20 protein-coding genes and 1 pseudogene are annotated in these 18,880 nt (G+C 71.5%); 12 read left to right on the top strand and 9 right to left on the bottom strand.

The genetic code is table 11. The features are described from left to right. Positions 1-224: 224 nt before the first annotated feature. Complete coding sequence (locus ABZZ20_RS04675; protein WP_356866688.1) at positions 225-1,193, bottom strand: hypothetical protein; 969 nt, start codon at positions 1,191-1,193, stop codon at positions 225-227. 86 nt (positions 1,194-1,279) lie between these two features. Between ABZZ20_RS04675 and dapE the strand changes: the two genes are divergently transcribed. Beyond that, positions 1,280-2,359 carry a succinyl-diaminopimelate desuccinylase gene (dapE, locus tag ABZZ20_RS04680; protein ID WP_356866690.1) on the top strand — a complete coding sequence of 360 codons (1,080 nt, stop codon included), beginning with the start codon at positions 1,280-1,282 and terminating at the stop codon, positions 2,357-2,359. A 64-nt stretch (positions 2,360-2,423) separates the two neighbouring features. After that, positions 2,424-3,191 (top strand): TIGR00730 family Rossman fold protein, encoded by a 768-nt coding sequence (locus ABZZ20_RS04685; protein WP_356866692.1) that lies wholly within the window; start codon positions 2,424-2,426, stop codon positions 3,189-3,191. A 117-nt stretch (positions 3,192-3,308) separates the two neighbouring features. On the opposite strand, the gene folP is transcribed toward ABZZ20_RS04685, so the two are convergent. Then, positions 3,309-4,169, bottom strand: a complete 861-nt coding sequence (gene folP / locus ABZZ20_RS04690) for a dihydropteroate synthase (protein WP_356866694.1) — start codon at positions 4,167-4,169, stop codon at positions 3,309-3,311. An 84-nt stretch (positions 4,170-4,253) separates the two neighbouring features. Here folP and ABZZ20_RS04695 point away from each other — a divergent pair. Together ABZZ20_RS04695 and ABZZ20_RS04700 are read left to right on the top strand one after the other, a co-directional pair. Beyond that, positions 4,254-4,538 (top strand): annotated as a pseudogene (locus tag ABZZ20_RS04695) (DivIVA domain-containing protein); the annotation flags it as partial. Positions 4,539-4,591: 53 nt separating this feature from the next. Beyond that, positions 4,592-5,167, top strand: a complete 576-nt coding sequence (locus ABZZ20_RS04700) for a DNA-3-methyladenine glycosylase I (protein WP_356866696.1) — start codon at positions 4,592-4,594, stop codon at positions 5,165-5,167. Positions 5,168-5,194: 27 nt separating this feature from the next. Here ABZZ20_RS04700 and ABZZ20_RS04705 read toward each other — a convergent pair whose 3' ends face one another. Next, positions 5,195-5,998, bottom strand: coding sequence for an enoyl-CoA hydratase-related protein (locus ABZZ20_RS04705; protein ID WP_356866698.1), 804 nt, complete (start codon positions 5,996-5,998; stop codon positions 5,195-5,197). 331 nt (positions 5,999-6,329) lie between these two features. On the opposite strand from ABZZ20_RS04705, the gene ABZZ20_RS04710 reads away from it, so the two are divergent. Beyond that, positions 6,330-6,497 (top strand): DUF3117 domain-containing protein, encoded by a 168-nt coding sequence (locus tag ABZZ20_RS04710; protein WP_003966491.1) that lies wholly within the window; start codon positions 6,330-6,332, stop codon positions 6,495-6,497. Between the two features lie 135 nt (positions 6,498-6,632). On the opposite strand, the gene ABZZ20_RS04715 is transcribed toward ABZZ20_RS04710, so the two are convergent. Further along, a complete protein-coding gene (locus ABZZ20_RS04715; protein ID WP_356866699.1) occupies positions 6,633-7,295 on the bottom strand; it encodes a class I SAM-dependent methyltransferase in 663 nt (220 codons plus the stop codon). Between the two features lie 214 nt (positions 7,296-7,509). On the opposite strand from ABZZ20_RS04715, the gene sigE reads away from it, so the two are divergent. The 5 genes from sigE to ABZZ20_RS04740 all read left to right on the top strand — a co-directional run bounded on the left by sigE (position 7,510) and on the right by ABZZ20_RS04740 (position 11,759). Then, positions 7,510-8,286, top strand: coding sequence for an RNA polymerase sigma factor SigE (sigE, locus tag ABZZ20_RS04720; RefSeq protein ID WP_356866701.1), 777 nt, complete (start codon positions 7,510-7,512; stop codon positions 8,284-8,286). Further along, a complete protein-coding gene (locus tag ABZZ20_RS04725) occupies positions 8,283-8,891 on the top strand; it encodes a zf-HC2 domain-containing protein (protein ID WP_356866703.1) in 609 nt (202 codons plus the stop codon). The genes sigE and ABZZ20_RS04725 overlap by 4 nt, the downstream gene beginning before the upstream one ends. A 113-nt stretch (positions 8,892-9,004) precedes the next feature. Continuing rightward, the gene (locus tag ABZZ20_RS04730) at positions 9,005-10,312 is read left to right on the top strand and encodes a trypsin-like peptidase domain-containing protein (RefSeq protein WP_356866705.1); all 1,308 of its coding nucleotides are present in this window, start codon (positions 9,005-9,007) and stop codon (positions 10,310-10,312) included. 106 nt (positions 10,313-10,418) lie between these two features. Beyond that, the gene (locus ABZZ20_RS04735; protein ID WP_356866707.1) at positions 10,419-10,853 is read left to right on the top strand and encodes a sec-independent translocase; all 435 of its coding nucleotides are present in this window, start codon (positions 10,419-10,421) and stop codon (positions 10,851-10,853) included. 321 nt (positions 10,854-11,174) lie between these two features. Beyond that, positions 11,175-11,759, top strand: coding sequence for a hypothetical protein (locus ABZZ20_RS04740; RefSeq protein WP_356866709.1), 585 nt, complete (start codon positions 11,175-11,177; stop codon positions 11,757-11,759). 158 nt (positions 11,760-11,917) lie between these two features. Here the strand turns inward: ABZZ20_RS04740 and ABZZ20_RS04745 are convergent, their stop codons facing one another. From ABZZ20_RS04745 to ABZZ20_RS04755, 3 genes are all read right to left on the bottom strand, one after another. Beyond that, positions 11,918-13,078: an Mrp/NBP35 family ATP-binding protein gene (locus tag ABZZ20_RS04745; protein ID WP_356866711.1), complete on the bottom strand. Its 1,161-nt coding sequence runs from the start codon at positions 13,076-13,078 to the stop codon at positions 11,918-11,920. Between the two features lie 42 nt (positions 13,079-13,120). Then, positions 13,121-13,654 carry a DUF1003 domain-containing protein gene (locus ABZZ20_RS04750; protein WP_356867223.1) on the bottom strand — a complete coding sequence of 178 codons (534 nt, stop codon included), beginning with the start codon at positions 13,652-13,654 and terminating at the stop codon, positions 13,121-13,123. A gap of 172 nt (positions 13,655-13,826) precedes the next feature. Continuing rightward, the gene (locus tag ABZZ20_RS04755) at positions 13,827-15,098 is read right to left on the bottom strand and encodes a CBS domain-containing protein (RefSeq protein WP_356866713.1); all 1,272 of its coding nucleotides are present in this window, start codon (positions 15,096-15,098) and stop codon (positions 13,827-13,829) included. 182 nt (positions 15,099-15,280) lie between these two features. Between ABZZ20_RS04755 and ABZZ20_RS04760 the strand changes: the two genes are divergently transcribed. Continuing rightward, the gene (locus ABZZ20_RS04760; protein WP_356866715.1) at positions 15,281-16,075 is read left to right on the top strand and encodes a hypothetical protein; all 795 of its coding nucleotides are present in this window, start codon (positions 15,281-15,283) and stop codon (positions 16,073-16,075) included. Positions 16,076-16,132: 57 nt separating this feature from the next. Here ABZZ20_RS04760 and ABZZ20_RS04765 read toward each other — a convergent pair whose 3' ends face one another. Then, complete coding sequence (locus tag ABZZ20_RS04765; RefSeq protein ID WP_356866717.1) at positions 16,133-16,645, bottom strand: hypothetical protein; 513 nt, start codon at positions 16,643-16,645, stop codon at positions 16,133-16,135. Between the two features lie 56 nt (positions 16,646-16,701). Continuing rightward, positions 16,702-17,826, bottom strand: a complete 1,125-nt coding sequence (locus ABZZ20_RS04770) for a magnesium and cobalt transport protein CorA (protein ID WP_356866719.1) — start codon at positions 17,824-17,826, stop codon at positions 16,702-16,704. A gap of 414 nt (positions 17,827-18,240) precedes the next feature. On the opposite strand from ABZZ20_RS04770, the gene ABZZ20_RS04775 reads away from it, so the two are divergent. Continuing rightward, a complete protein-coding gene (locus ABZZ20_RS04775) occupies positions 18,241-18,825 on the top strand; it encodes a suppressor of fused domain protein (RefSeq protein WP_356866721.1) in 585 nt (194 codons plus the stop codon). Positions 18,826-18,880: the final 55 nt, after the last annotated feature.

Consider the following 18,880-nt stretch of genomic DNA (forward strand, 5'->3'; position numbering starts at 1 on the left):
TAGCGGCTGAGTACGCCGTGTACAACCGCTCGGGGGGCGGGTGGAGTTGCGGAGGTGACGGGTAAAGGATCGGTAACGCATCGTTTAATCGGCTTCCGCGACAAGCTCATTGAATGGGCGCCGACCAGGGCTTTCCGTCCTCACGGAGGTGGATCGGGCCGCCGGCGGGTCGCCCCGGACGGGGGACGCCTCGTACGGCTGACCGCCCCGTGCAACGCGTCGGCTCAGCGGGCCACGAAGATCCGTACGTCGTCGGGCCCGCTGTTGCGCGGATCCCCGTCCCCCGACTTGCCCGGCGCCTTGTCGACCCACTTCCCCTTGTTCTCGCCGGCGATCCACGCCTTGCTGCCGTACCCCACCCGGACGATGCCGAGTTCGGCGGAGTGCGCCACCGCCCAGTGGGCGATCTCCCAGCCGTGCCGCTCGTCGATCTCGCCCTTTTTGCCCGTCACCGACAGCGTGACCTCGGACTGGTCGGTCCCGCCCGCATGGAACGGAGACTTCGGCGGACCGGCCTTCGGCGTCGCCCCGGCCCCGAGCACCCTGACCAGCTCCGCCTTGACCTTCTCGGGGTCCCCGGTCCCCGGCCGGGGAACCGGACCCGTGCAGGTCAAGGTGCCCGGCGCGGCGCCGGTGAGGGCCGCCGTCACGACGGTCGCGTCCGGCTCGTGCTTCGCGTAGGCCTGCGGGAAGCCGCTGAGCTGCACCTGCTGCGCGGCCTCCGTCAGCGGAAGCCGCGAGTAGCCCTTGATCTCGGCCAGGCGGTCGTAGAAGATCCCGGCCGAGTACACCGGGTCCATGATCTGCGCCGGGGTGCCCCACCCCTGCGAGGGCCGCTGCTGGAACAGGCCGAGCGAATCCCGGTCGCCGTGGTCGAGGTTGCGCAGCGCCGATTCCTGCATGGCCGTCGCCAGCGCGATGGTCACCGCCCGCTCGGGCAGGCCCTTGGCGACCCCGACCGAGGCTATCGTCGCCGCGTTCGCCGCCTGTTCCGGCGACATGTCGTAGGACTGGCGGGTGCCCTCGTGGCCGGGGTCGGGGACCATCGTGGCAGTGCAGTGCGGAGCACCGGCACCGCCCGTCGAGTTGTACTGCACGGCGAAGTAGCCGATCAGTGCGAGCAGGACGAACACGCCGGCGGTCGTAAGCAGCGGCCGGCGACGGCGAGGGCGGGGGTGATCGCTCTGGGACACGCGGCCCACCGTACTTGAGCCATGCGACGCGTCCACCGGCCGGACGTGAAAGCTTCGTCGCAGTCCGGGGCGTTAGGGTCGGGGGCATGTCCGAATCCGAGCTGGACCTCACCCTGGACGCCGCCGAGCTGACCGCCCGGCTCGTCGACATTCCGTCCGTGAGCGGCGACGAGAAGGTCCTCGCCGATATGGTGGAACGCGCGCTGCGCGCCCTTCCCCACCTCACGGTCGACCGGTACGGCAACAACGTCGTGGCCCGCACGAACCTCGGCAGGGCCGAGCGCGTCGTGCTCGCCGGCCACCTCGACACCGTCCCGATCGCCGACAACGTCCCGTCCCGCCTCGACGAGAACGACGTCCTGTGGGGCTGCGGCACGACCGACATGAAGTCCGGCGTCGCCGTACAGCTGCGCATCGCCGCGACCGTGCCCGAGCCGAACCGCGACCTCACCTTCGTCTTCTACGACCAGGAAGAGGTCGCCGCCGACCTCAACGGCCTCGGCAAGGTTGCCGAGGCCCACCCGGACTGGCTGACCGGCGACTTCGCGGTCCTGCTGGAGCCGTCCAACGCGGAGGTCGAGGGCGGCTGCCAGGGCACCCTGCGCGTCCTGCTGCGCACCTTCGGCGAGCGGGCCCACTCCGCGCGCAGCTGGATGGGTTCCAACGCCATCCACGCGGCGAGCCCGATCCTCGCCAAACTGGCGGCGTACGAGCCCCGCAAGCCCGTCATCGACGGCCTGGAGTACCACGAGGGCCTCAACGCGGTCGCCATCGAGGGCGGCGTCGCCAACAACGTCATCCCCGACGCCTGCACGGTGACGGTCAACTTCCGCTTCGCCCCCGACCGCAGCATGGACGACGCGATCGCGCACGTCCGGGAAGTCTTCGCGGACTGCGACATCGACGAGTTCGTCATCGACGACTTCTCGGGCGGCGCCCTCCCCGGACTCTCCCACCCCGCGGCGGCGGCGTTCATGGAAGCCGTCGGCGGTCGCGCGATGCCGAAGTTCGGCTGGACGGACGTGTCCCGCTTCAGCGCGATCGGCGTCCCGGCGGTCAATTACGGCCCGGGCGACGCCCTGCTGGCCCACAAGGTGGACGAGCGGGTGGAGACGAAGGCGATCCTGCACTGCGAGGAACGACTCCGCGCCTGGCTGACCTCCTGAATTCCGCTTCCCGTCACCTTCGTGCGCCTACCCTGATGCAACGATCAGCAGGAGGGAGCACGTCATGGGCAACCACCGCAATCCCGAAGGGGACGCTCGCAGTCGGCCCGAGGAGCAGCAGCTCGGGCCGGTGCTGCGCAGGCGGGGCCAGGTGCAGGCGGGCAGTACGACGGACCAGCGGCTGCTGGATTCGGCCGGGCCCACCGAGTGGGTGCACACCGATCCCTGGCGGGTCCTGCGCATCCAGTCGGAGTTCATCGAGGGCTTCGGCACCCTCGCGGAGCTGCCCCCGGCGATCAGCGTCTTCGGCTCGGCCCGTACGTCCGTCGGCTCGCCGGAGTACGAGGCCGGCGTACGGATCGGCGGCGCCCTCGTCGAGGCGGGCTTCGCGGTGATCACCGGCGGCGGCCCCGGTGCGATGGAGGCGGCCAACAAGGGAGCCCGGGAAGCCAACGGCATCTCGGTGGGCCTGGGCATCGAGCTCCCCTTCGAGCAGGGGCTCAACCAGCACGTGGACCTCGGGCTGAACTTCCGGTACTTCTTCGTCCGCAAGACGATGTTCGTGAAGTACAGCCAGGGCTTCGTGGTCCTCCCGGGCGGACTCGGCACGCTGGACGAGATGTTCGAGGCCATGACCCTCGTCCAGACCCAGAAGATCACCCGGTTCCCGATCGTGCTGTTCGGCACGGAGTACTGGGCCGGACTGGTCGACTGGCTCAAGAACACGGTGGTCGCGCAGGGCAAAGCCTCGGAGCACGACCTGTACCTCTTCCACGTCACCGACGACGTGGACGAGGCCATCGCGCTGGTGACGAAGGAAGTCGGCAAGTAGCCCCGGGCGGGTCCCGGCGGGCGACCGCCGGGACCCGCCGGCGTCGGTCCCCGGGCCTCGGGCCGTACGGGGACCGGTCGTTGAAGGAGCCCGGGCCCGCGGCCCGGGCATGGCGCCTCAGGCCAGTCCGCGACGTGCGACCGCGGGCGGTCGCAGGCCCTGGATCGAGCGGACCATGTCCAGGACCTGCCGGGTCTCGGCGACCTCGTGGACGCGGTAGACCTGTGCGCCCAGCCAGGCCGAAACGGCCGTCGTCGCCAGGGTGCCCAACAGCCGCTCCTTGACCGGCTTGTCGAGGGTCTCGCCGACGAAGTCCTTGTTGGACAGGGAGACCAGGACCGGCCAGCCGGTGTCGGTCATCTCCGTGAGGCGTCGGGTGGCCTCCAGGGAGTGGCGGGTGTTCTTCCCGAAGTCGTGGCCCGGGTCGATCATGATCGCGTCGCGGCGGACCCCCAGCGCGGCCGCGCGCTCGGCCAGCCCCACCGTGACCCGCAGGATGTCGGCCATCACGTCCTCGTACGCGGTCCGGTGCGGCCGGGTACGGGGCTCGACGCCGCCCGCGTGCGTGCAGACCAGCCCCACGTCGTGGCGTGCGGCGACCTCGGCCAGCTTCGGATCCACGCCGCCCCAGGCATCGTTCAGCAGGTCGGCCCCGGCCTCGCAGACCGCCTCGCCGACCTCGTGCCGCCACGTGTCGACGCTGATCACCACGTCCGGGTGGCGGCGGCGCACCTCGGCCACGAAACCGACCGTGCGCCGGGCCTCCTCGTCCGCGTCCACGTGCTCGCCCGGGCCCGCCTTGACCCCGCCGATGTCGATGATCGCGGCGCCCTCGGCGACCGCCTGCTCGACCCGGTCCAGCGCGGGCTCGTCGCGGAACGTCGCACCCTGGTCGTAGAAGGAGTCCGGAGTCCGGTTCACGATGGCCATGATCACCGGCTCGTGGGTCTCGAACTCGCGCCTGCCCAGTCGCAGCATCCCGTTCTTTCCTCCTCCGGCGGCCCTCGCGCCTCGCTGCGACCTTAACCTGGTGACCGGACGGGCCCGCAGTCTCTCAGGGAGTTGATCGTGTTCTGGTTCTTGCTGATCGCGCTGGTCGTGGTCGTCGCCGCGGTCACCCTGGCCGTGGTGGGCGGTGGTTCCGAGGCCGTGCTGCCGGAGGCCGAGCCGGACCGGGTGGCCGACGGGCTGCCGGAGAGCCGCCCGGTCGTCCGGGCCGACATCGACGCGCTGCGGCTGCCCGTCGCCCCGCGCGGGTACCGGATGGCCGAGGTGGACGACGTACTGGAGCGGCTCGCGGCGGAGCTCGCGGAGCGGGACGCGCGGATCGCGGAGCTGTCGGCGGCGGCCCGGGGTCGCACCCGGCCGGCGGGCACGGTCGACCTGCACAAGGAGGGCCAGTGACCACGGTGGCCGGTCCGGACGGGGGCCTGCGCTGCCCGTGGGCGCTGGCCACCGAGGACTACATCGCGTACCACGACACGGAATGGGGCCGCACGCTCCACGGCGACGACGCCCTGTACGAGCGGCTCAGCCTGGAAGCCTTCCAGTCGGGCCTGTCCTGGCTGACGATCCTGCGCCGGCGGGAGGGCTTCCGCAAGGCCTTCGCGGAGTTCGAGATCGAGGCCGTCGCCCGCTTCGACGAGCGGGACGCGGAGCGACTGCTGGCCGACGAGGGGATCATCCGCAACCGGGCCAAGATCGAGGCGACGCTCGCCAACGCGAGGGTCCTGGCGGAGTGGGAGCCGGGCGAACTGGACGCGCTGATCTGGTCGCACGCCCCGGAACCGGGGCGCCCTGCGCCGCAGACGATCTCCGAGGTTCCGGCGGTGACCCCCGAGTCCACGGCGCTCGCCAAGGCGCTGAAGAAGGCCGGCATCCGTTTCGTCGGCCCCACGACGGCCTACGCCCTGATGCAGGCCTGCGGCCTGGTCAACGACCACCTGGCCGCCTGCACCGCCCGTACCCCGGCCTGAGCGGCGGCCGGGGTCGGCGGCGTCGGGTCAGCGGCCCAGGTACTTCGGCGGCTGCTTGGCGAGGAAGGCCTCGACGGCGATCGCGTGGTCCTCGGAGGCGCCCGCGCGGGTCTGGAGGATGTCCTCGTGCTCCAGGGTCTGCGCGAGCGAGTGGGAGGCCCCGTACGCCAGGGACTCCTTCAGAGCCGCGTAGGCGACCGTCGGGCCGGCCGCGAAGGTGCGGGCCACCGCCTCGGCCTCCGCGTGCAGGGAGTCCGAGGGGACCAGACGGTTCACGATGCCGAGCTCGTACGCCTCCTGCGCCTTCAGGGAGCGGGGGAAGAACAGCAGGTCGGCGGCGCGGGAGGCGCCGATCAGGCGGGGGAGGGTCCAGGAGACGCCCGAGTCCGCGGTCAGCGCCACCCCCGCGAAGGAGGTGTTGAAGGAAGCCGTGTCGGCGACGACCCGGTAGTCCGCCGCCAGCGCGAAGCCGAAGCCGGCCCCGGCCGCGACCCCGTTGACGCCCACCACCACGGGCTTCGGCATCTCGGTCAGGGCGCGCACGATCGGGTTGTAGTGCTCCGCGACCGTGTTCATCGTCAGCGAGGTGCCGGTGTTGCGGTCCGAGGCCAGGTTCCCGATGTGCTCCTTGAGGTCCTGGCCGACGCAGAAGGCCCGGTTGCCGGCCGCGGTCAGCAGCACCGCCCGGACGGCGGTGTCCGCGGCAGCCGCCTGGACCGCGTCGCGCAGCGCGACCTTGGCCTCGGTGTTCATGGCGTTCATGGCGTCGGGACGGTTGATCGTGATGGTGGCGAGTCCGTCGGTCACTTCGTAGAGCACGCTGTCGGCCATCGTGGGGGTCCCCCTTCGTCGCGGGCTTGGCTACCGGCCGGTACCGGCGGTGCAAGGGCCAGCATGGCGGACCAGCCGCCGCCGGGGTGTGTGATGTGCGTCAAAGAAAGCGGAGGCCGGTGGCGGGGCGCGGCGGCGAAGTATCGCAGGCACATCCCCGAAATGAGTGGTTTTGGCCGAGCGCGTTGCGCAAGCGTTCCCTGCCGATGTTGGTCATCGGGTCCTGACATGCGGGATAATGGCCAAGAAGCAATGTGTTCGATGCCGGGTTCCAGGCGCCTGAATGGGGCCGTCGGCTGACGATGAGCTGGTTTCAGGAAGGGGAACGAGCATGGCGGCCATGAAGCCGCGGACGGGCGACGGCCCGCTCGAGGTCACCAAGGAGGGGCGGGGCATCGTCATGCGCGTACCGCTCGAGGGCGGCGGTCGGCTCGTCGTCGAGCTGACTCCGGACGAAGCGGACGCCCTGGGTGACGCCCTGAAGAAGGTCGTCGGCTAACCAGTCGGCAGCACTTACTGCACCCTCTGCATTTCCTGCATTCTCTGCGCTGCCCCGATCCGCTCCCGCGGTCGGGGCAGCGTTGTTCTGTGCGGTCGGGTTTTCCGTGCGGTCGGGCCACTCCGGCGTACGGGATCAGCGCCGGACCGCGCACAGCAGGCCGTCACCCACCGGGAGCAGGGCCGCTTCCAGCGCCGGGCTCTCCCGCACGCTGCGCAGCAGCTCGCGCACGCGCAGCACCTCGACCTGCTGGGCCGCGGAGTCGACGGTGCGGCCGTCCGAGAAGACCCCTTCGAAGCACACCAGCCCGCCGGGCCGCAGCAGGCGCAACGATTCGGCGAGGTAGTCCAGGGACTCGGACGGGTCCCCGTCGCAGAAGACGAGGTCGTATCCGCCGTCGGCGAGCCGGGGTAGTACGTCGAGTGCGCGGCCGGGGATGAACCGGGCGCGGTTGCCCGCGAAGCCGGCGGCGCGGAAGGCCTGGCGGGCGAAGGCCTGCCGGTCGGCCTCGGGATCCACGGTGGTCAGCACCCCGTCGGGGCGCATGCCGTGGAGGAGGTGGATGCCGGAGACGCCGGTGCCGGTGCCGATCTCGGCGACCGCCTTGGCGTCCGCGGTGGCGGCGAGCAGGCGCAGCGCGGCCCCGGTGCCGGGGGAGACGGAGCGCAGGCCCGCTTCCCTGGCCCGGTCGCGGGCCCACCGCAGAGCGTCGTCCTCGGCGACAAACGCGTCGGCGAACGCCCAGCTCGTCTGCCGGTTGCCGGTAATGACCCTCTCCTGTCCCCATAGTTGGCGCAACGGTGACTGTATCCGCTGACGTCGGGAACCCGCAGATGGGACCGGGCGTTGGAGAGGGGGACGGCGAAAAGACCAGCGAGGCAAAAAGGACGTTCGGGCGGGGCGCGGGCGGGATAGATGGGACGGCATCGGGCAGATCGACGGCCCGACGGACCGAAAGCGCGTGCAAAGTTACTGCAAAAATGCTTATCCGGAGCTGACGGGAGGGGTGGCTATGGTAGGGACTCCACTGGACTCCACCAGAGCCGATAGGGGAGGTGCGGCTGCGCCTGTGGATCGTGGGGGCGTATTCAGACGCCTCTTCTGGTCGGCGGGTGAGCCGAAATCCGTGACCGACATTGCTGACCGCTTCCACACCGCTGCCGCAACCACCGCGACCTTTGCCGCCGATGCGGGCCCCCAGGCGTGGACCCCTCCCTCATGGGAGGAGATCGTCAGCACGCACAGCGCGCGGGTCTACCGCCTTGCCTACCGCCTGACGGGCAACCAGCACGACGCCGAGGACCTGACCCAGGAGGTCTTCGTCCGCGTCTTCCGCTCGCTGTCCACGTACACGCCGGGCACCTTCGAGGGCTGGCTGCACCGGATCACCACCAACCTGTTCCTGGACATGGTCCGCCGCAAGCAGCGGATCCGTTTCGACGCCCTCGGCGACGACGCCGCCGAGCGGCTGCCGAGCCGCGAGCCGTCCCCGCAGCAGGTGCTCCACGACACCCACTTCGACGCGGACGTGCAGCAGGCGCTGGACACCCTCGCGCCCGAGTTCCGCGCCGCCGTGGTCCTGTGTGACATCGAGGGCCTGTCGTACGAAGAGATCGCCGCCACGCTCGGCGTGAAGCTCGGTACCGTGCGCAGCCGTATCCACCGTGGCCGTTCGCACCTGCGCAAGGCGCTCAAGCACCGGTCCCCCAAGGCCCGTGCGGAGCAGCGTGCGCTGGCGGGCGTGGCAGTTGGGGCGCCGGGTACCGGGGGAGAGGGCGGAGCCGAGTGAGCGGAGTCAGTCCGTCCCCTGCCGAACAGCACCTGGGCGATCGTCTCGCCGCCCTGGTCGACGGGGAGCTGAACCATGACGCGCGCGAGCGGGTCCTGGCGCACCTGGCCACGTGCGCCAAGTGCAAGGCCGAGGCCGACGCGCAGCGCCGCGTGAAGAACCTGTTCGTCGAGAGTGCGCCGCCGCCGCTGTCAGCCGGGCTGCTCGCCCGGTTGCAGGGGCTGCCGGGCGACGGCCCCGACGGGCCCTCGGGACCGCCCGGGGCTGACCTCTTCGGGTACGTGGCTCCGAGCGCACCGCAGCAAGGTTTCCGCGTCCACGACGTGGGGCGGCCACGGCGCCGGCTCGCGTTCGTGGCGGCCGGCGCGGTCTCGCTGGCTGCGATCGCGCTCGGCGGCTCGCTGCCGGTGGACACCCTCGAACCGAACGTACGGGGCGAGGCCCCGGCGACGCGGCCCGGTCCAGCGGTGCCGGTGTCCGATGCGGTGGTCCGGGACCGGATGCCCACGCCCGGGTTCGCCGCCAGCCCGCGGCCCTCGGGCCCGCTCGCTCCGGTCCAGCCGTCCCTGTCCGCCTCCCCCCGCCCGGTCTCCCTGACCCGCTGACCCCGGTCGGCCCGGGGGATCGGGGGTGCAGCCCCCCGGCGGCCGGGGGACCTGGTTGAATCGGCGGCAGATGCGCCGCCCGGCGGTGCTACAGGTACCCCCGGGGAGCGCCCATGGCCGACCAGCAGCAGTCCGATCCGGCTCCGTCCTGGTGGAGCCGCCCCGCCGGCACGGCGGAAGCGGCGACGACAGCGGCGCAGCCGGGGACCGAGGCCGACCCGGCGACGGCGTCCGAGGTGCAGGAGCCGGGGGCCGCGGAGCAGCGGTACGACCCCTGGGCCGATGCGCCCCTCCACGTCACCGACCAGGGCAAGGCGTCGACCGGCCGCGGCGTCCGGCTGCGCCACGTCCTGGCCCTGTGCCTCGGGACCGCCCTCCTCGCCGGCGGCGTCGGCGGCTGGCTCGGGGTACTCGCCGAGCGGCAGAGCAGCACCCGCCTCGAACTCCCGCAGGCCGCCGTGGAGGGCAAGGGCCGCGCCCCCGAGAGCGTGGCCGGGATCGCCGCCACCGCGCTGCCCGGCGTCGTGACCCTGCACGTACGCGGCAGCGGGGGCGGCGGCACCGGCACCGGCTTCGTGCTCGACCCGCAGGGCCACATCCTCACCAACAACCACGTGGTCGCTGACGCCAAGGACATAACGGTCACCTTCAGTTCCGGTGAGAGCGTCACCGCCGCACTCGTCGGGCGCGACAGCGGGTACGACCTGGCGGTGGTCAAGGTCGAGGGAGTACGGGGCCTGCAGCCGCTGGCCCTCGGGAACTCCGAGAACGTGAAGGTCGGGGACCCGGTGGTCGCCATCGGCGCGCCCTTCGACCTCTCCAACACCGTCACTGCCGGCATCATCAGCGCCACCGGCCGGCCCATCACCGCGGGCGGCGACAAGGGTGACGGCAGCGACATCAGCTACGTCGACGCCCTCCAGACCGACGCCCCCATCAATCCCGGCAACTCCGGCGGGCCTCTCCTGGACGCCAAAGCCCGCGTGATCGGCATCAACAGCGCGATCCGCGGGGCAGACAAGCAGGACTCCGAGAAGCAGAGCGGCAGCATCGGGCTCGGCTTCGCCATCCCCGTCAACCAGGGCAAGCGCGTGGCCGAGGAGCTCATCCGTACCGGTCACGCCACCCACCCCGTCATCGGCGTCACCCTCGACATGGAGTACACGGGCGACGGGGCCCGCGTCGCGGCCAAGGGCGAGGACGGCAAGCCGGCCGTCACCCCCGACGGCCCCGGGGCCCGGGCCGGGATCCAGGGCGGCGACGTGATCACCAAGGTGGACGGCCGGCGGGTGCACGGCGGCGACGAGTTGATCATCAAGATCCGGGGGCACCGCCCGGGGGACCCGCTCGCCCTGACCGTGGTGCGCGACGGTCGGGAGCGCACGCTGGAGCTGGTGCTCGGCTCGGCGAACGGATCATGACCAGCAGGAGAAACCACGGCTGATGCGGCACCGATGTAGGGGTCGGCCGACGGGGCCGGGTACCGTGTGTCGTGGCCCGAAGTGAAGAGAGCCGAGGAGCGGCAAGGTGTTCAACGACATAGGCGCACTCGAACTGGTCACGATCGTGGTGCTCGCCATCCTCGTCTTCGGCCCGGACAAGCTGCCCAAGGTGATCCAGGACGTTACGGGCTTCATCCGGAAGATCCGCGCCTTCTCGGACAGCGCGAAGCAGGACATCCGCTCCGAACTCGGCCCCGAGTTCAAGGACTTCGAGTTCGAGGACCTGAACCCGAAGACCTTCATCCGCAAGCAGCTGACGGAGAACGAGGACCTCAAGGAGATCCGCAGCACGTTCGATCTCCGCAAGGAACTGAACGAGGTCACCGACGCCGTCAACAGCAGGGAAGCGGCCCCCACAGGCGCCTCCGCCGAGCCCGCCGCCTCCGGCCCGGACCTGCTGAAGAAGCCCGCCGCCCCGGCCGCCGACCAGCGCACGCCCTTCGACGTCGACGCCACCTGAGTTCGAGCCTTCCCGGCGATCCGGGGTCCGGTGGCTATCCTCCATGAGTCCGGACGCAGGCCGCCCGAGGGTTGGGGGTCCCCCCACCGGAGCGAGGGGGAGGGTCCCCCAGCGAAGTGGGGGAGGGCCGTTCCGGACCCGACGGAACGAGAGGCCGCTCAGATGGAGACGACGAGCAGTAGCCGGGTAGGGGTGCAGCCCGCCGAGGCGCCCGCTCCCGCTGGCGCACCAGCCGCACCGGTTGAACCAGCCGCTGCACCCCCGCAGCCACCCTCCGCACCGCCCCAGGACGCCGCCGCGCCCGTCCCGGCGGTCCGCCGGATGGTGGAGGGGTACCTGCGGGCAGACTTCCCCTGGTACGGGCTGGACGGGGCCTTCACGGGCCCCCGCTGGCTCATGCAGGTGGGCACCGGCGCCGACGGTACCGTCGAGCACGGTTCCACCGGCCACGGCGACGAGCCCTCCGCACGCGGCGAGATCGCCACCGGGGAGAAGGAGCGCTTCGCGGTGGTCGTCACCGTCGCGAGCAACCCGCTGCGCCGCAGCAGCGACGGCACCGGCGTCCTGGAGGCCACCTCGGTCTCCTCGGCGGCCTGGTTGGCCGGCTCCGGGCTGCTGGCGTACAGCTGGCCCGGCCAGATGGACCACAGCCTGCGCGACGACTGGTTGGAGCAGCAGACCGAGGCCGCGTGGGAGCTCGCCGACGACCTCGACGGCTCGGACTGGTCGACGCTCTCGCTCCCCGTCGACGGGGAGCCGACGCCGTTCCACTACCGCGAGTCCGAGTTCGGCTGGGTGCTCGCCGGCTCCACCCGGGGCGGGGTGCACCTGGGCGCCTACGGGCGGGGCATGAGCGCGTACGGGCTCGGCTTTTCGGTGATCGGGGACCTCGCCGCGTACGAGTAGACGTACGGGCGTACGGACGTACGGACGTACGGACGTAACGGTGCACGGGGAGACGTACGAGGAATACGGGAAAGGGCACCGCCGGCCGGCGGTGCCCTTCGTGCTGCGCGGCCCGGGCGCGGGCCGGCGGGCGTACCGCCCGCCCGCCACCGGGCGGATCAGAACTTGTTGCGCGGGGTGATGCCCAGCGACATGCCGGCCAGGCCGCGGGCCCGGCCGCCCAGCTTGCCCGCGATCGAGCGCAGCGCCGCACCGGCAGGGGAGTCCGGGTCCGACAGGACGACCGGCTTGCCCTCGTCGCCGCCCTCGCGCAGCCGGACGTCGATCGGGATGGAACCCAGCACCGGGACGGTCGCGCCGACCGTCTTGGTGAGGCCGTCGGCGACCTTCTGGCCACCGCCTGAGCCGAACACGTCGACCATCTCGTCGCAGTGCGGGCAGGGCAGCCCGGACATGTTCTCGACGACACCGACGATCTTCTGGTGGGTCTGCACGGCGATCGAGCCGGCCCGCTCCGCGACTTCCGCCGCGGCCTGCTGCGGGGTGGTGACGACCAGGATCTCCGCGTTCGGCACCAGCTGGGCCACGGAGATCGCGATGTCGCCGGTGCCCGGCGGGAGGTCCAGCAGCAGCACGTCCAGGTCGCCCCAGAACACGTCCGCCAGGAACTGCTGGAGCGCGCGGTGGAGCATCGGGCCCCGCCACACGACCGGCGCGTTGCCCGGGGTGAACATGCCGATGGAGATGACCTTCACGCCGTGCGCGGACGGCGGCATGATCATGTTCTCGACCTGGGTGGGGCGGCCGTCCACGCCCAGCATGCGCGGCACGCTGTGGCCGTAGATGTCCGCGTCGACGACGCCCACCTTCAGACCGTCGGCCGCCATCGCCGCGGCCAGGTTCACCGTCACCGACGACTTGCCGACGCCGCCCTTGCCGGACGCGACCGCGTAGACGCGGGTCAGCGAGCCCGGCTTGGCGAACGGAACCTCGCGCTCGGCGGTGCCGCCGCGCAGCGAGGCCGCCAGCTCCTTGCGCTGCTCGTCGCTCATCACGTCCAGCGTGACGGCGACCGAGGTGACGCCCGCGACCCGCTCGACGGCCTCGGTGACGTTCTTGGTGATGGTCTCGCGCATGGGGCAGCCCGACACCGTCAGGTAGACCGTGACGGCGACCGCGCCGCCCTCGCCGATCTCCACCGATTTGACCATGCCGAGCTCGGTGATCGGCCGGTGGATCTCGGGGTCGTTCACCGTCGCCAGCGCGTCCAGGATCGCGTCCTGCTCAGGCACGGCGGCGGAGCTTGTGTCGGTAGCCATGCACCGATGGTACGGCTCGGTAGCGTGCCTCAGGAAAGGCCGCTAGCGGTCGCCTTCGTCACTCTCGATCGGGAATAGGCGCCGCTCGTCCATCTCCTTGATCAGGTCCTGGAACTCGGAGCGGATCCAGTCGCGCGTCGCGACCTCGCCCAACCCCATCCGCAGGGCGGCGATCTCCCGGGTCAGGTATTCCGTGTCGGCGATGGAGCGCTCGTTCTGCTTGCGGTCCTGCTCCAGGTTGACCCGGTCTCGGTCGTCCTGCCGGTTCTGCGCGAGCAGGATCAGCGGAGCGGCGTAGGAGGCCTGCAACGACAGCATCAGCGTCAGGAAGATGAACGGGTACTCGTCGAACCGCAGGTGCTCGGGCGCGAAGATGTTCCACAGCACCCACAGCACGATGACCAGGGTCATCCAGACGATGAACCTGCCCGTGCCGAGGAACCGCGCCACCCGCTCCGACAGCCGCCCGAAGGCCTCCGGGTCGTACTCGGGCAGCAGCGACCGGCGCGGCGCCCGCGGCTGGTCGAGGCGCACGCGCGAGCGCGTCAACGCGCTCGACCCGGTCGTCTGGCCCATCCTGGCCCTCTCCGCCCGCTCGGCCGTCCGCTCGGCGGCCCGTTCGGAGGCCCGCTCCGCCGACCGCTCCGCCCGTTCCGACGCCTCGCGCAGCGCGTGCTCACGCGCGTGCTCACGCCGCTGGCGGATCTGCTCCCGGCGCCGCTCGCGCCCCTGCTCCCCGCGTCCCCGCTCAGTGGCCACGTACGGCCTCCTCGGAGGGGAAGTCCGTCTCCCGCCAGTCGTCCGGCAGCAAGTGGTCCAGTACGTCGTCCACGGTCACCGCGCCCAGCAGCGAACCGCTCTCGTCGACGACCGGCACCGCGACCATGTTGTATGCGGCCAGGTAGCTGGTCACCACCGGCAGCGAGGCGTCCGGCCGCAGCGGCGGCAGGCCCGCGTCCACGATCGAGCTGACCAGGGTGAACGGCGGGTCCCGCAGCAACCGCTGGAAGTGCACCGTGCCCAGGTACTTGCCCGTCGGCGTCTCGTCCGGCGGCCGGCACACGTACACCTGGGCGGCCAGCGCGGGCGACAGGTCCGCCTGCCGCACCCGGGCCAGGGCGTCCGCGACCGTCGCGTCCGGCCGCAACACGATCGGCTCCGTGGTCATCAGACCGCCCGCGGTGTTCTCCTCGTAGGACAGCAGACGGCGCACGTCGGCGGCGTCGTCCGGCTGCATCAGCGTCAGCAGCCGCTCCTTGTCGTCCTCCGGAAGCTCCGAAAGCAGGTCGGCCGCGTCGTCCGGGTCCATCGCCTCCAGGACGTCGGCGGCGCGCTCCTCCTTGAGCTTGCCGAGGATCTCGACCTGCTCGTCCTCGGGCAGCTCCTCCATGACATCGGCGAGCCGGTCGTCGTCGAGGGCGTTGGCCACCTCGGCGCGCCGCTTCGGCGTCAGGTGGTGCAGGACGTTCGCCACGTCGGCCGGGCGCATCTGCTCGAAGGTGGCCACCAGGTTCTCGGCGCCCTGGCCCTCCTCCTCCAGCGAGAAACCGGTCACCGCGGACCATTCCACGGTCACCGTCTCGCCGCGCCGGCGCAGCGCGCCGGCCTTGCCCTTGCGCACGAAGATCCGGTCGATCTCCCAGTCACGGCGGGCGGGCAGCTGCTGGATCGCCACGTCGAGGACGGTGACCTCCTCACCGGTGGCCACCAGCGTCACCCGACGGTCCAGCAGTTCGCCGAGGAGCAGCCGTTCGGTGGGGCGCTGCTCGAAGCGCCGCATGTTGACGACACCGGTGGTGATGACCTGTCCGGACTCCACGCCCGTCACCCGGGTCATCGGGAGGAAGATCTGCCGCCGGCTGACCACCTCGACCACCAGACCCAGCAGCCGCGGCGGCCGACCGCCGACGCGCAGCATCGCGACGAGGTCACGGACCCGGCCCACCTGGTCGCCGTTGGGGTCGAAGACGGGCACACCCGACAGATGCGAAACGAAGATCCGCGGGGCGCCACCAGCCATATGAGCGCCTCCTAGAGCGTCGGTCCACAGTCCTACCGCCCCTCAGGCTAGCCCGTGCCCCACGAAGGCGTCCTGGTGGGGCGGTCTGCTCGGGCACTCGTCCGACCCACCCGCCCGGTGCGCGAGCTACGGGCGGGTACGCTGCCTGCTGCTCGAAGACGTACGACGAGAGGCACCTGCCCGTGACCGCCCACCTCCCCGCCGCACGGCTGCGCCGGGCGGCCCTCGTCGGTGTCCTGTTCGCAGGCCTGGCCGTCACCGGCAGCGGCTGCGGGGCGGACCCCGACGAGGGCACCAACGGGGTCGGCAAACTCTCCGCCGACCAGATCGAGGACAAGGCGAAGGCCGCGGCCGGCGCCGCCGACTCGGTGCACCTGTCCGGGACGCTCGTCAGCGGCGGCACGTCCTTCACCCTGGACATGCGGCTCAAGAAGGACGGCGGCTCCGGCGAGGTGAAGTCCAAGGACGACACCTTCCAGGTGCTGCGCGTGGGGGAACAGCTCTACCTGAAGGCGAGCGCGGCCTTCTGGGGGAAGTCCGACTCGGCCGGCAAACTCGGCGACAAGTACGTGAAGGTGCCCCAGAGCGACCCCACCTACAAGCAGTTCCGCGGCTTCACCGACATGCACGTACTGCTCGACGGCCTGCTCGGACTCGACGGCAAGCTCGCCAAGGGCGACTACACCAAGGTCGGGCCCACCCGGGCGGTCCAGGTCACGGCGAACAAGGGCAAGGGCGGCAAGCTGTCGGTGTCCCTGGAAGGGACCCCGTACCCGCTGCGCCTGGAGCGCGCCGGAGGTGGCGGCCAGGTCGACCTCGCCGAGTGGGGCAAGGCCTTCCCGCTGGACCCGCCCGCGCAGGACCAGACCGTCGACTACGGGTCCCAGCTGCCGACGACCAAGGAGCAGGGCGGTGGCTCCGCCCCGGCTCCGAGCCCGAGCAAGGGCTCCGGCCAGGGCTCGAACCCGACGCAGTAGGCCCGGCCCAGCGCTGTGACCGGAAGGGTTCACCGGCGAACCCTTCCAGTCACAGCGTTAGCGGGCCGCCTTCTTCCGCTTGAGCAGGAGCTTCGGCAGGCCCGCCGGCACGGGACGGCGGGTGATCGCCGGTGAGTCCAGCGGGGCCGCGGCCAGCGATCCGCCCGGCAGATCGGTGCTCGCGGTCACCGGCTCCAGCCGCAGCAGCCGGCACTCGCGCGCCCACCGCTCGGTCATCTGCTCCGAGTCGGGCGCGTTCAGCCGCTTTCCCTTGAGTTCGGCGACCGCGGCCTGCCACTGCTCGCTGCGCGGCGCGAGCTCCCGCACGGTCGCCGTCCAGGCCACCAACCGGCCGCCCTTGTCCTTGCTGCGCACCGTCACCTCGGCACGCGTGCCGTCCGTGAGCCCCGGGAACGGCTGCTCCCCGGGCCCGTCGCCCAGCACGTGGGCCGCGCCGTCCACCCAGGCGTGCCACAGGGCCCGGTCGGCCCCGGAGCCGCGGACCCAGATCAGGCCGGACTTCTTGGTGGCCTCCTCGACGAGGGCCAGGTCGAGCGCACTGAGAGTCATGCGCAACAGGGTAAGGGGGTGCCGGTGCCGCGGGTGCCGGTGCGGGCGAAGGCCCCCTAGAGCCAGCCGTGGCGGCGCAGGGCCCGGTGGATGGTGAAGCAGATCCCGACGATCGTGGCCATCACCATCGGATAGCCGTAGCGCCACTGGAGCTCCGGCATGTGCTCGAAGTTCATCCCGTAGACCCCGCAGATCATCGTCGGCACGGCGATGATCGCAGCCCAGGAGGTGATCTTGCGCATGTCCTCGTTCTGGGCGACCGTGGCCTGCGCGAGATTGGCCTGGAGGATCGAGTTCAGCAGCTCGTCGAAGCCGACGACCTGCTCGTGCACCCGCGCCAGGTGGTCGGCCACGTCGCGGAAGTACTTCTGGATGTCCGGGTCCACCAGCCGCATCGGGCGCTCGCTCAGCAGCTCCATCGGCCGCAGCAGCGGGGCGACGGCCCGCTTGAACTCCAGGACCTCGCGCTTGAGCTGGTAGATGCGGCCCGCGTCGCCGCCGCGCGCACTTCCCTTGGCGGGGGCGGCGAAGACCGCGCTCTCCACCTCGTCGATGTCGTCCTGTACGGCTGCCGCGACCGCGATGTACCCGTCAACGACGTGGTCGGCGATCGAGTGCAGGACGGCCGAGGGCCCCTTGGCCAGCAGCTCGGGGTCGCCCTGGAGGCGGTGGCGCAGGCCCCGGAGGGAGCCCTGGCCGCCGTGCCGGACCGTGATGACGAAGTCCGTGCCGGTGAAGCACATCACCTCGCCGGTCTCCACCACCTCGCTGGTGGCCGTCAGTTCGGCGTGCTCCACGTAGTGGATGGTCTTGAAGACGGTGAAGAGCGTGTCGTCGTAGCGCTCCAGCTTCGGCCGCTGGTGTGCGTGCACCGCGTCCTCCACGGCGAGCGGGTGCAGCCCGAAGGTGGCGGCGATCCCCGCGAACTCGGCCCCGGTCGGCTCGTGCAGGCCGATCCAGGCGAACCCGCCACCCTCGCGGACCCGGCGCATCGCCTCGCGCGGCGTCAGGCACGGCGACCCCAACTCCCGTGCGTCGCGCCGGCCGTCGCGGTACACGGCGCAGTCGACGACCGCGCTGCTCGCGGACGGGTCGCGGGTGGCGTCGTAGCCGGGCTGGGCGGGAGTGGACCTGCGCAGGGCCGGACGTACGGCGGCACGCAGGTAGGGCAGCATCGACATGGCAGGCTCCTTCGCACGCACGGCTGCGGACCGTACGGGTGGGAGGTCCCTTCCGGGTGGCGCGCTCGTCGCCGGCGGGTCAGGCCCGGGCAGCCGGAAGGAAACAGGACGGGAGGACAAAGTTCTGCCGTCGCTCTTCAACTGATCAGATCGATCAAACGGGCCGGAACGTGCCCGTACAAGGAGTGGAAGAGCGGTTGGTACTGCACGATCGACTTCGATCCATTGCAGCCCCACCTCCTCCGGCCGGTCCCCCGTGGGAGACGTCCTGTCGCCGGATGCCCCGAAACGCCCCCAGCCACCGCTGGGAGGCCCTGTTCAAGAGTGTGGCCCCGACCAGCGGTCAACATTATCAGCCGACGGATGGTCAAGAGTCGTCCTTTACCCGGCTGATACGAGTTCTATGCTCGATCCATGGCAGAAATTCTGGCTCTCGTCGAAGCCCGGCTGCGCAGTGCGCTCGGCGAACCCGACGCCCGCGCCGCCGTCACCTTCCTGGGCACCGACCGCATCGAGGTGCTCCGTTTCGTCGAGGGTGACCTCGTGCGGTACGCGACCCTCGGCATGTCCGCTCATCCGATGACCGACCCGACCGCCGTGGTCGCCGACCCGCTGCGCGGGCCGCGCGCCGAGCTGCTGCTGACCGTACGGGCGGGGCTGGCGCCCACGGACAAGCTGCTCCGACCGCTTGCCGTGCTCGGGGCGTCACCCCAGGTGGAGGGGCTGGTCGTGGCCCCGGGCGCCTCGCTCGACGTCGGGGGACCGCTGTGGGACGGGGCGCCCTTCACCTCCGTACTCGTCGCGGAACCGGGCGGGCTGGTGGAGGACCTGGAACTCGACGAGCCGATGGACCCGGTGCACTTCCTCCCGCTCCTGCCGATGACGGCGAACGAGGCGGCCTGGAAGCGGGTGCACGGGGCCGCCGCACTTCAGGAGCGCTGGCTGTCGCACGGAACGGATCTGCGGGACCCTCTGCGTACCGCCGTGGCGCTGGACTGAGGCATCCGGACGGGTGATCGTGTCTTGACGGGGCGCCGGGCGGGGAGGAGCGTGG

The organism is Streptomyces sp. NPDC006430 (genome assembly GCF_040612395.1).
In the GTDB taxonomy this organism is placed as follows: Bacteria; Actinomycetota; Actinomycetes; order Streptomycetales; family Streptomycetaceae; genus Streptomyces.

Excerpts from the sequence above, each read along its gene's own strand:
- dapE (WP_356866690.1), top strand. The coding sequence starts at position 1,280 with ATGTCCGAATCCGAGCTGGACCTCACCCTGGACGCCGCCGAGCTGACC.
- ABZZ20_RS04685 (WP_356866692.1), top strand. The coding sequence starts at position 2,424 with ATGGGCAACCACCGCAATCCCGAAGGGGACGCTCGCAGTCGGCCCGAG.
- folP (WP_356866694.1), bottom strand. The coding sequence starts at position 4,169 with ATGCTGCGACTGGGCAGGCGCGAGTTCGAGACCCACGAGCCGGTGATC.
- ABZZ20_RS04705 (WP_356866698.1), bottom strand. The coding sequence starts at position 5,998 with ATGGCCGACAGCGTGCTCTACGAAGTGACCGACGGACTCGCCACCATC.
- ABZZ20_RS04710 (WP_003966491.1), top strand. The coding sequence starts at position 6,330 with ATGGCGGCCATGAAGCCGCGGACGGGCGACGGCCCGCTCGAGGTCACC.
- sigE (WP_356866701.1), top strand. The coding sequence starts at position 7,510 with ATGGTAGGGACTCCACTGGACTCCACCAGAGCCGATAGGGGAGGTGCG.
- ABZZ20_RS04730 (WP_356866705.1), top strand. The coding sequence starts at position 9,005 with ATGGCCGACCAGCAGCAGTCCGATCCGGCTCCGTCCTGGTGGAGCCGC.
- ABZZ20_RS04740 (WP_356866709.1), top strand. The coding sequence starts at position 11,175 with ATGGTGGAGGGGTACCTGCGGGCAGACTTCCCCTGGTACGGGCTGGAC.
- ABZZ20_RS04745 (WP_356866711.1), bottom strand. The coding sequence starts at position 13,078 with ATGGCTACCGACACAAGCTCCGCCGCCGTGCCTGAGCAGGACGCGATC.
- ABZZ20_RS04750 (WP_356867223.1), bottom strand. The coding sequence starts at position 13,654 with ATGGGCCAGACGACCGGGTCGAGCGCGTTGACGCGCTCGCGCGTGCGC.
- ABZZ20_RS04755 (WP_356866713.1), bottom strand. The coding sequence starts at position 15,098 with ATGGCTGGTGGCGCCCCGCGGATCTTCGTTTCGCATCTGTCGGGTGTG.
- ABZZ20_RS04765 (WP_356866717.1), bottom strand. The coding sequence starts at position 16,645 with ATGACTCTCAGTGCGCTCGACCTGGCCCTCGTCGAGGAGGCCACCAAG.
- ABZZ20_RS04770 (WP_356866719.1), bottom strand. The coding sequence starts at position 17,826 with ATGTCGATGCTGCCCTACCTGCGTGCCGCCGTACGTCCGGCCCTGCGC.
- ABZZ20_RS04775 (WP_356866721.1), top strand. The coding sequence starts at position 18,241 with ATGGCAGAAATTCTGGCTCTCGTCGAAGCCCGGCTGCGCAGTGCGCTC.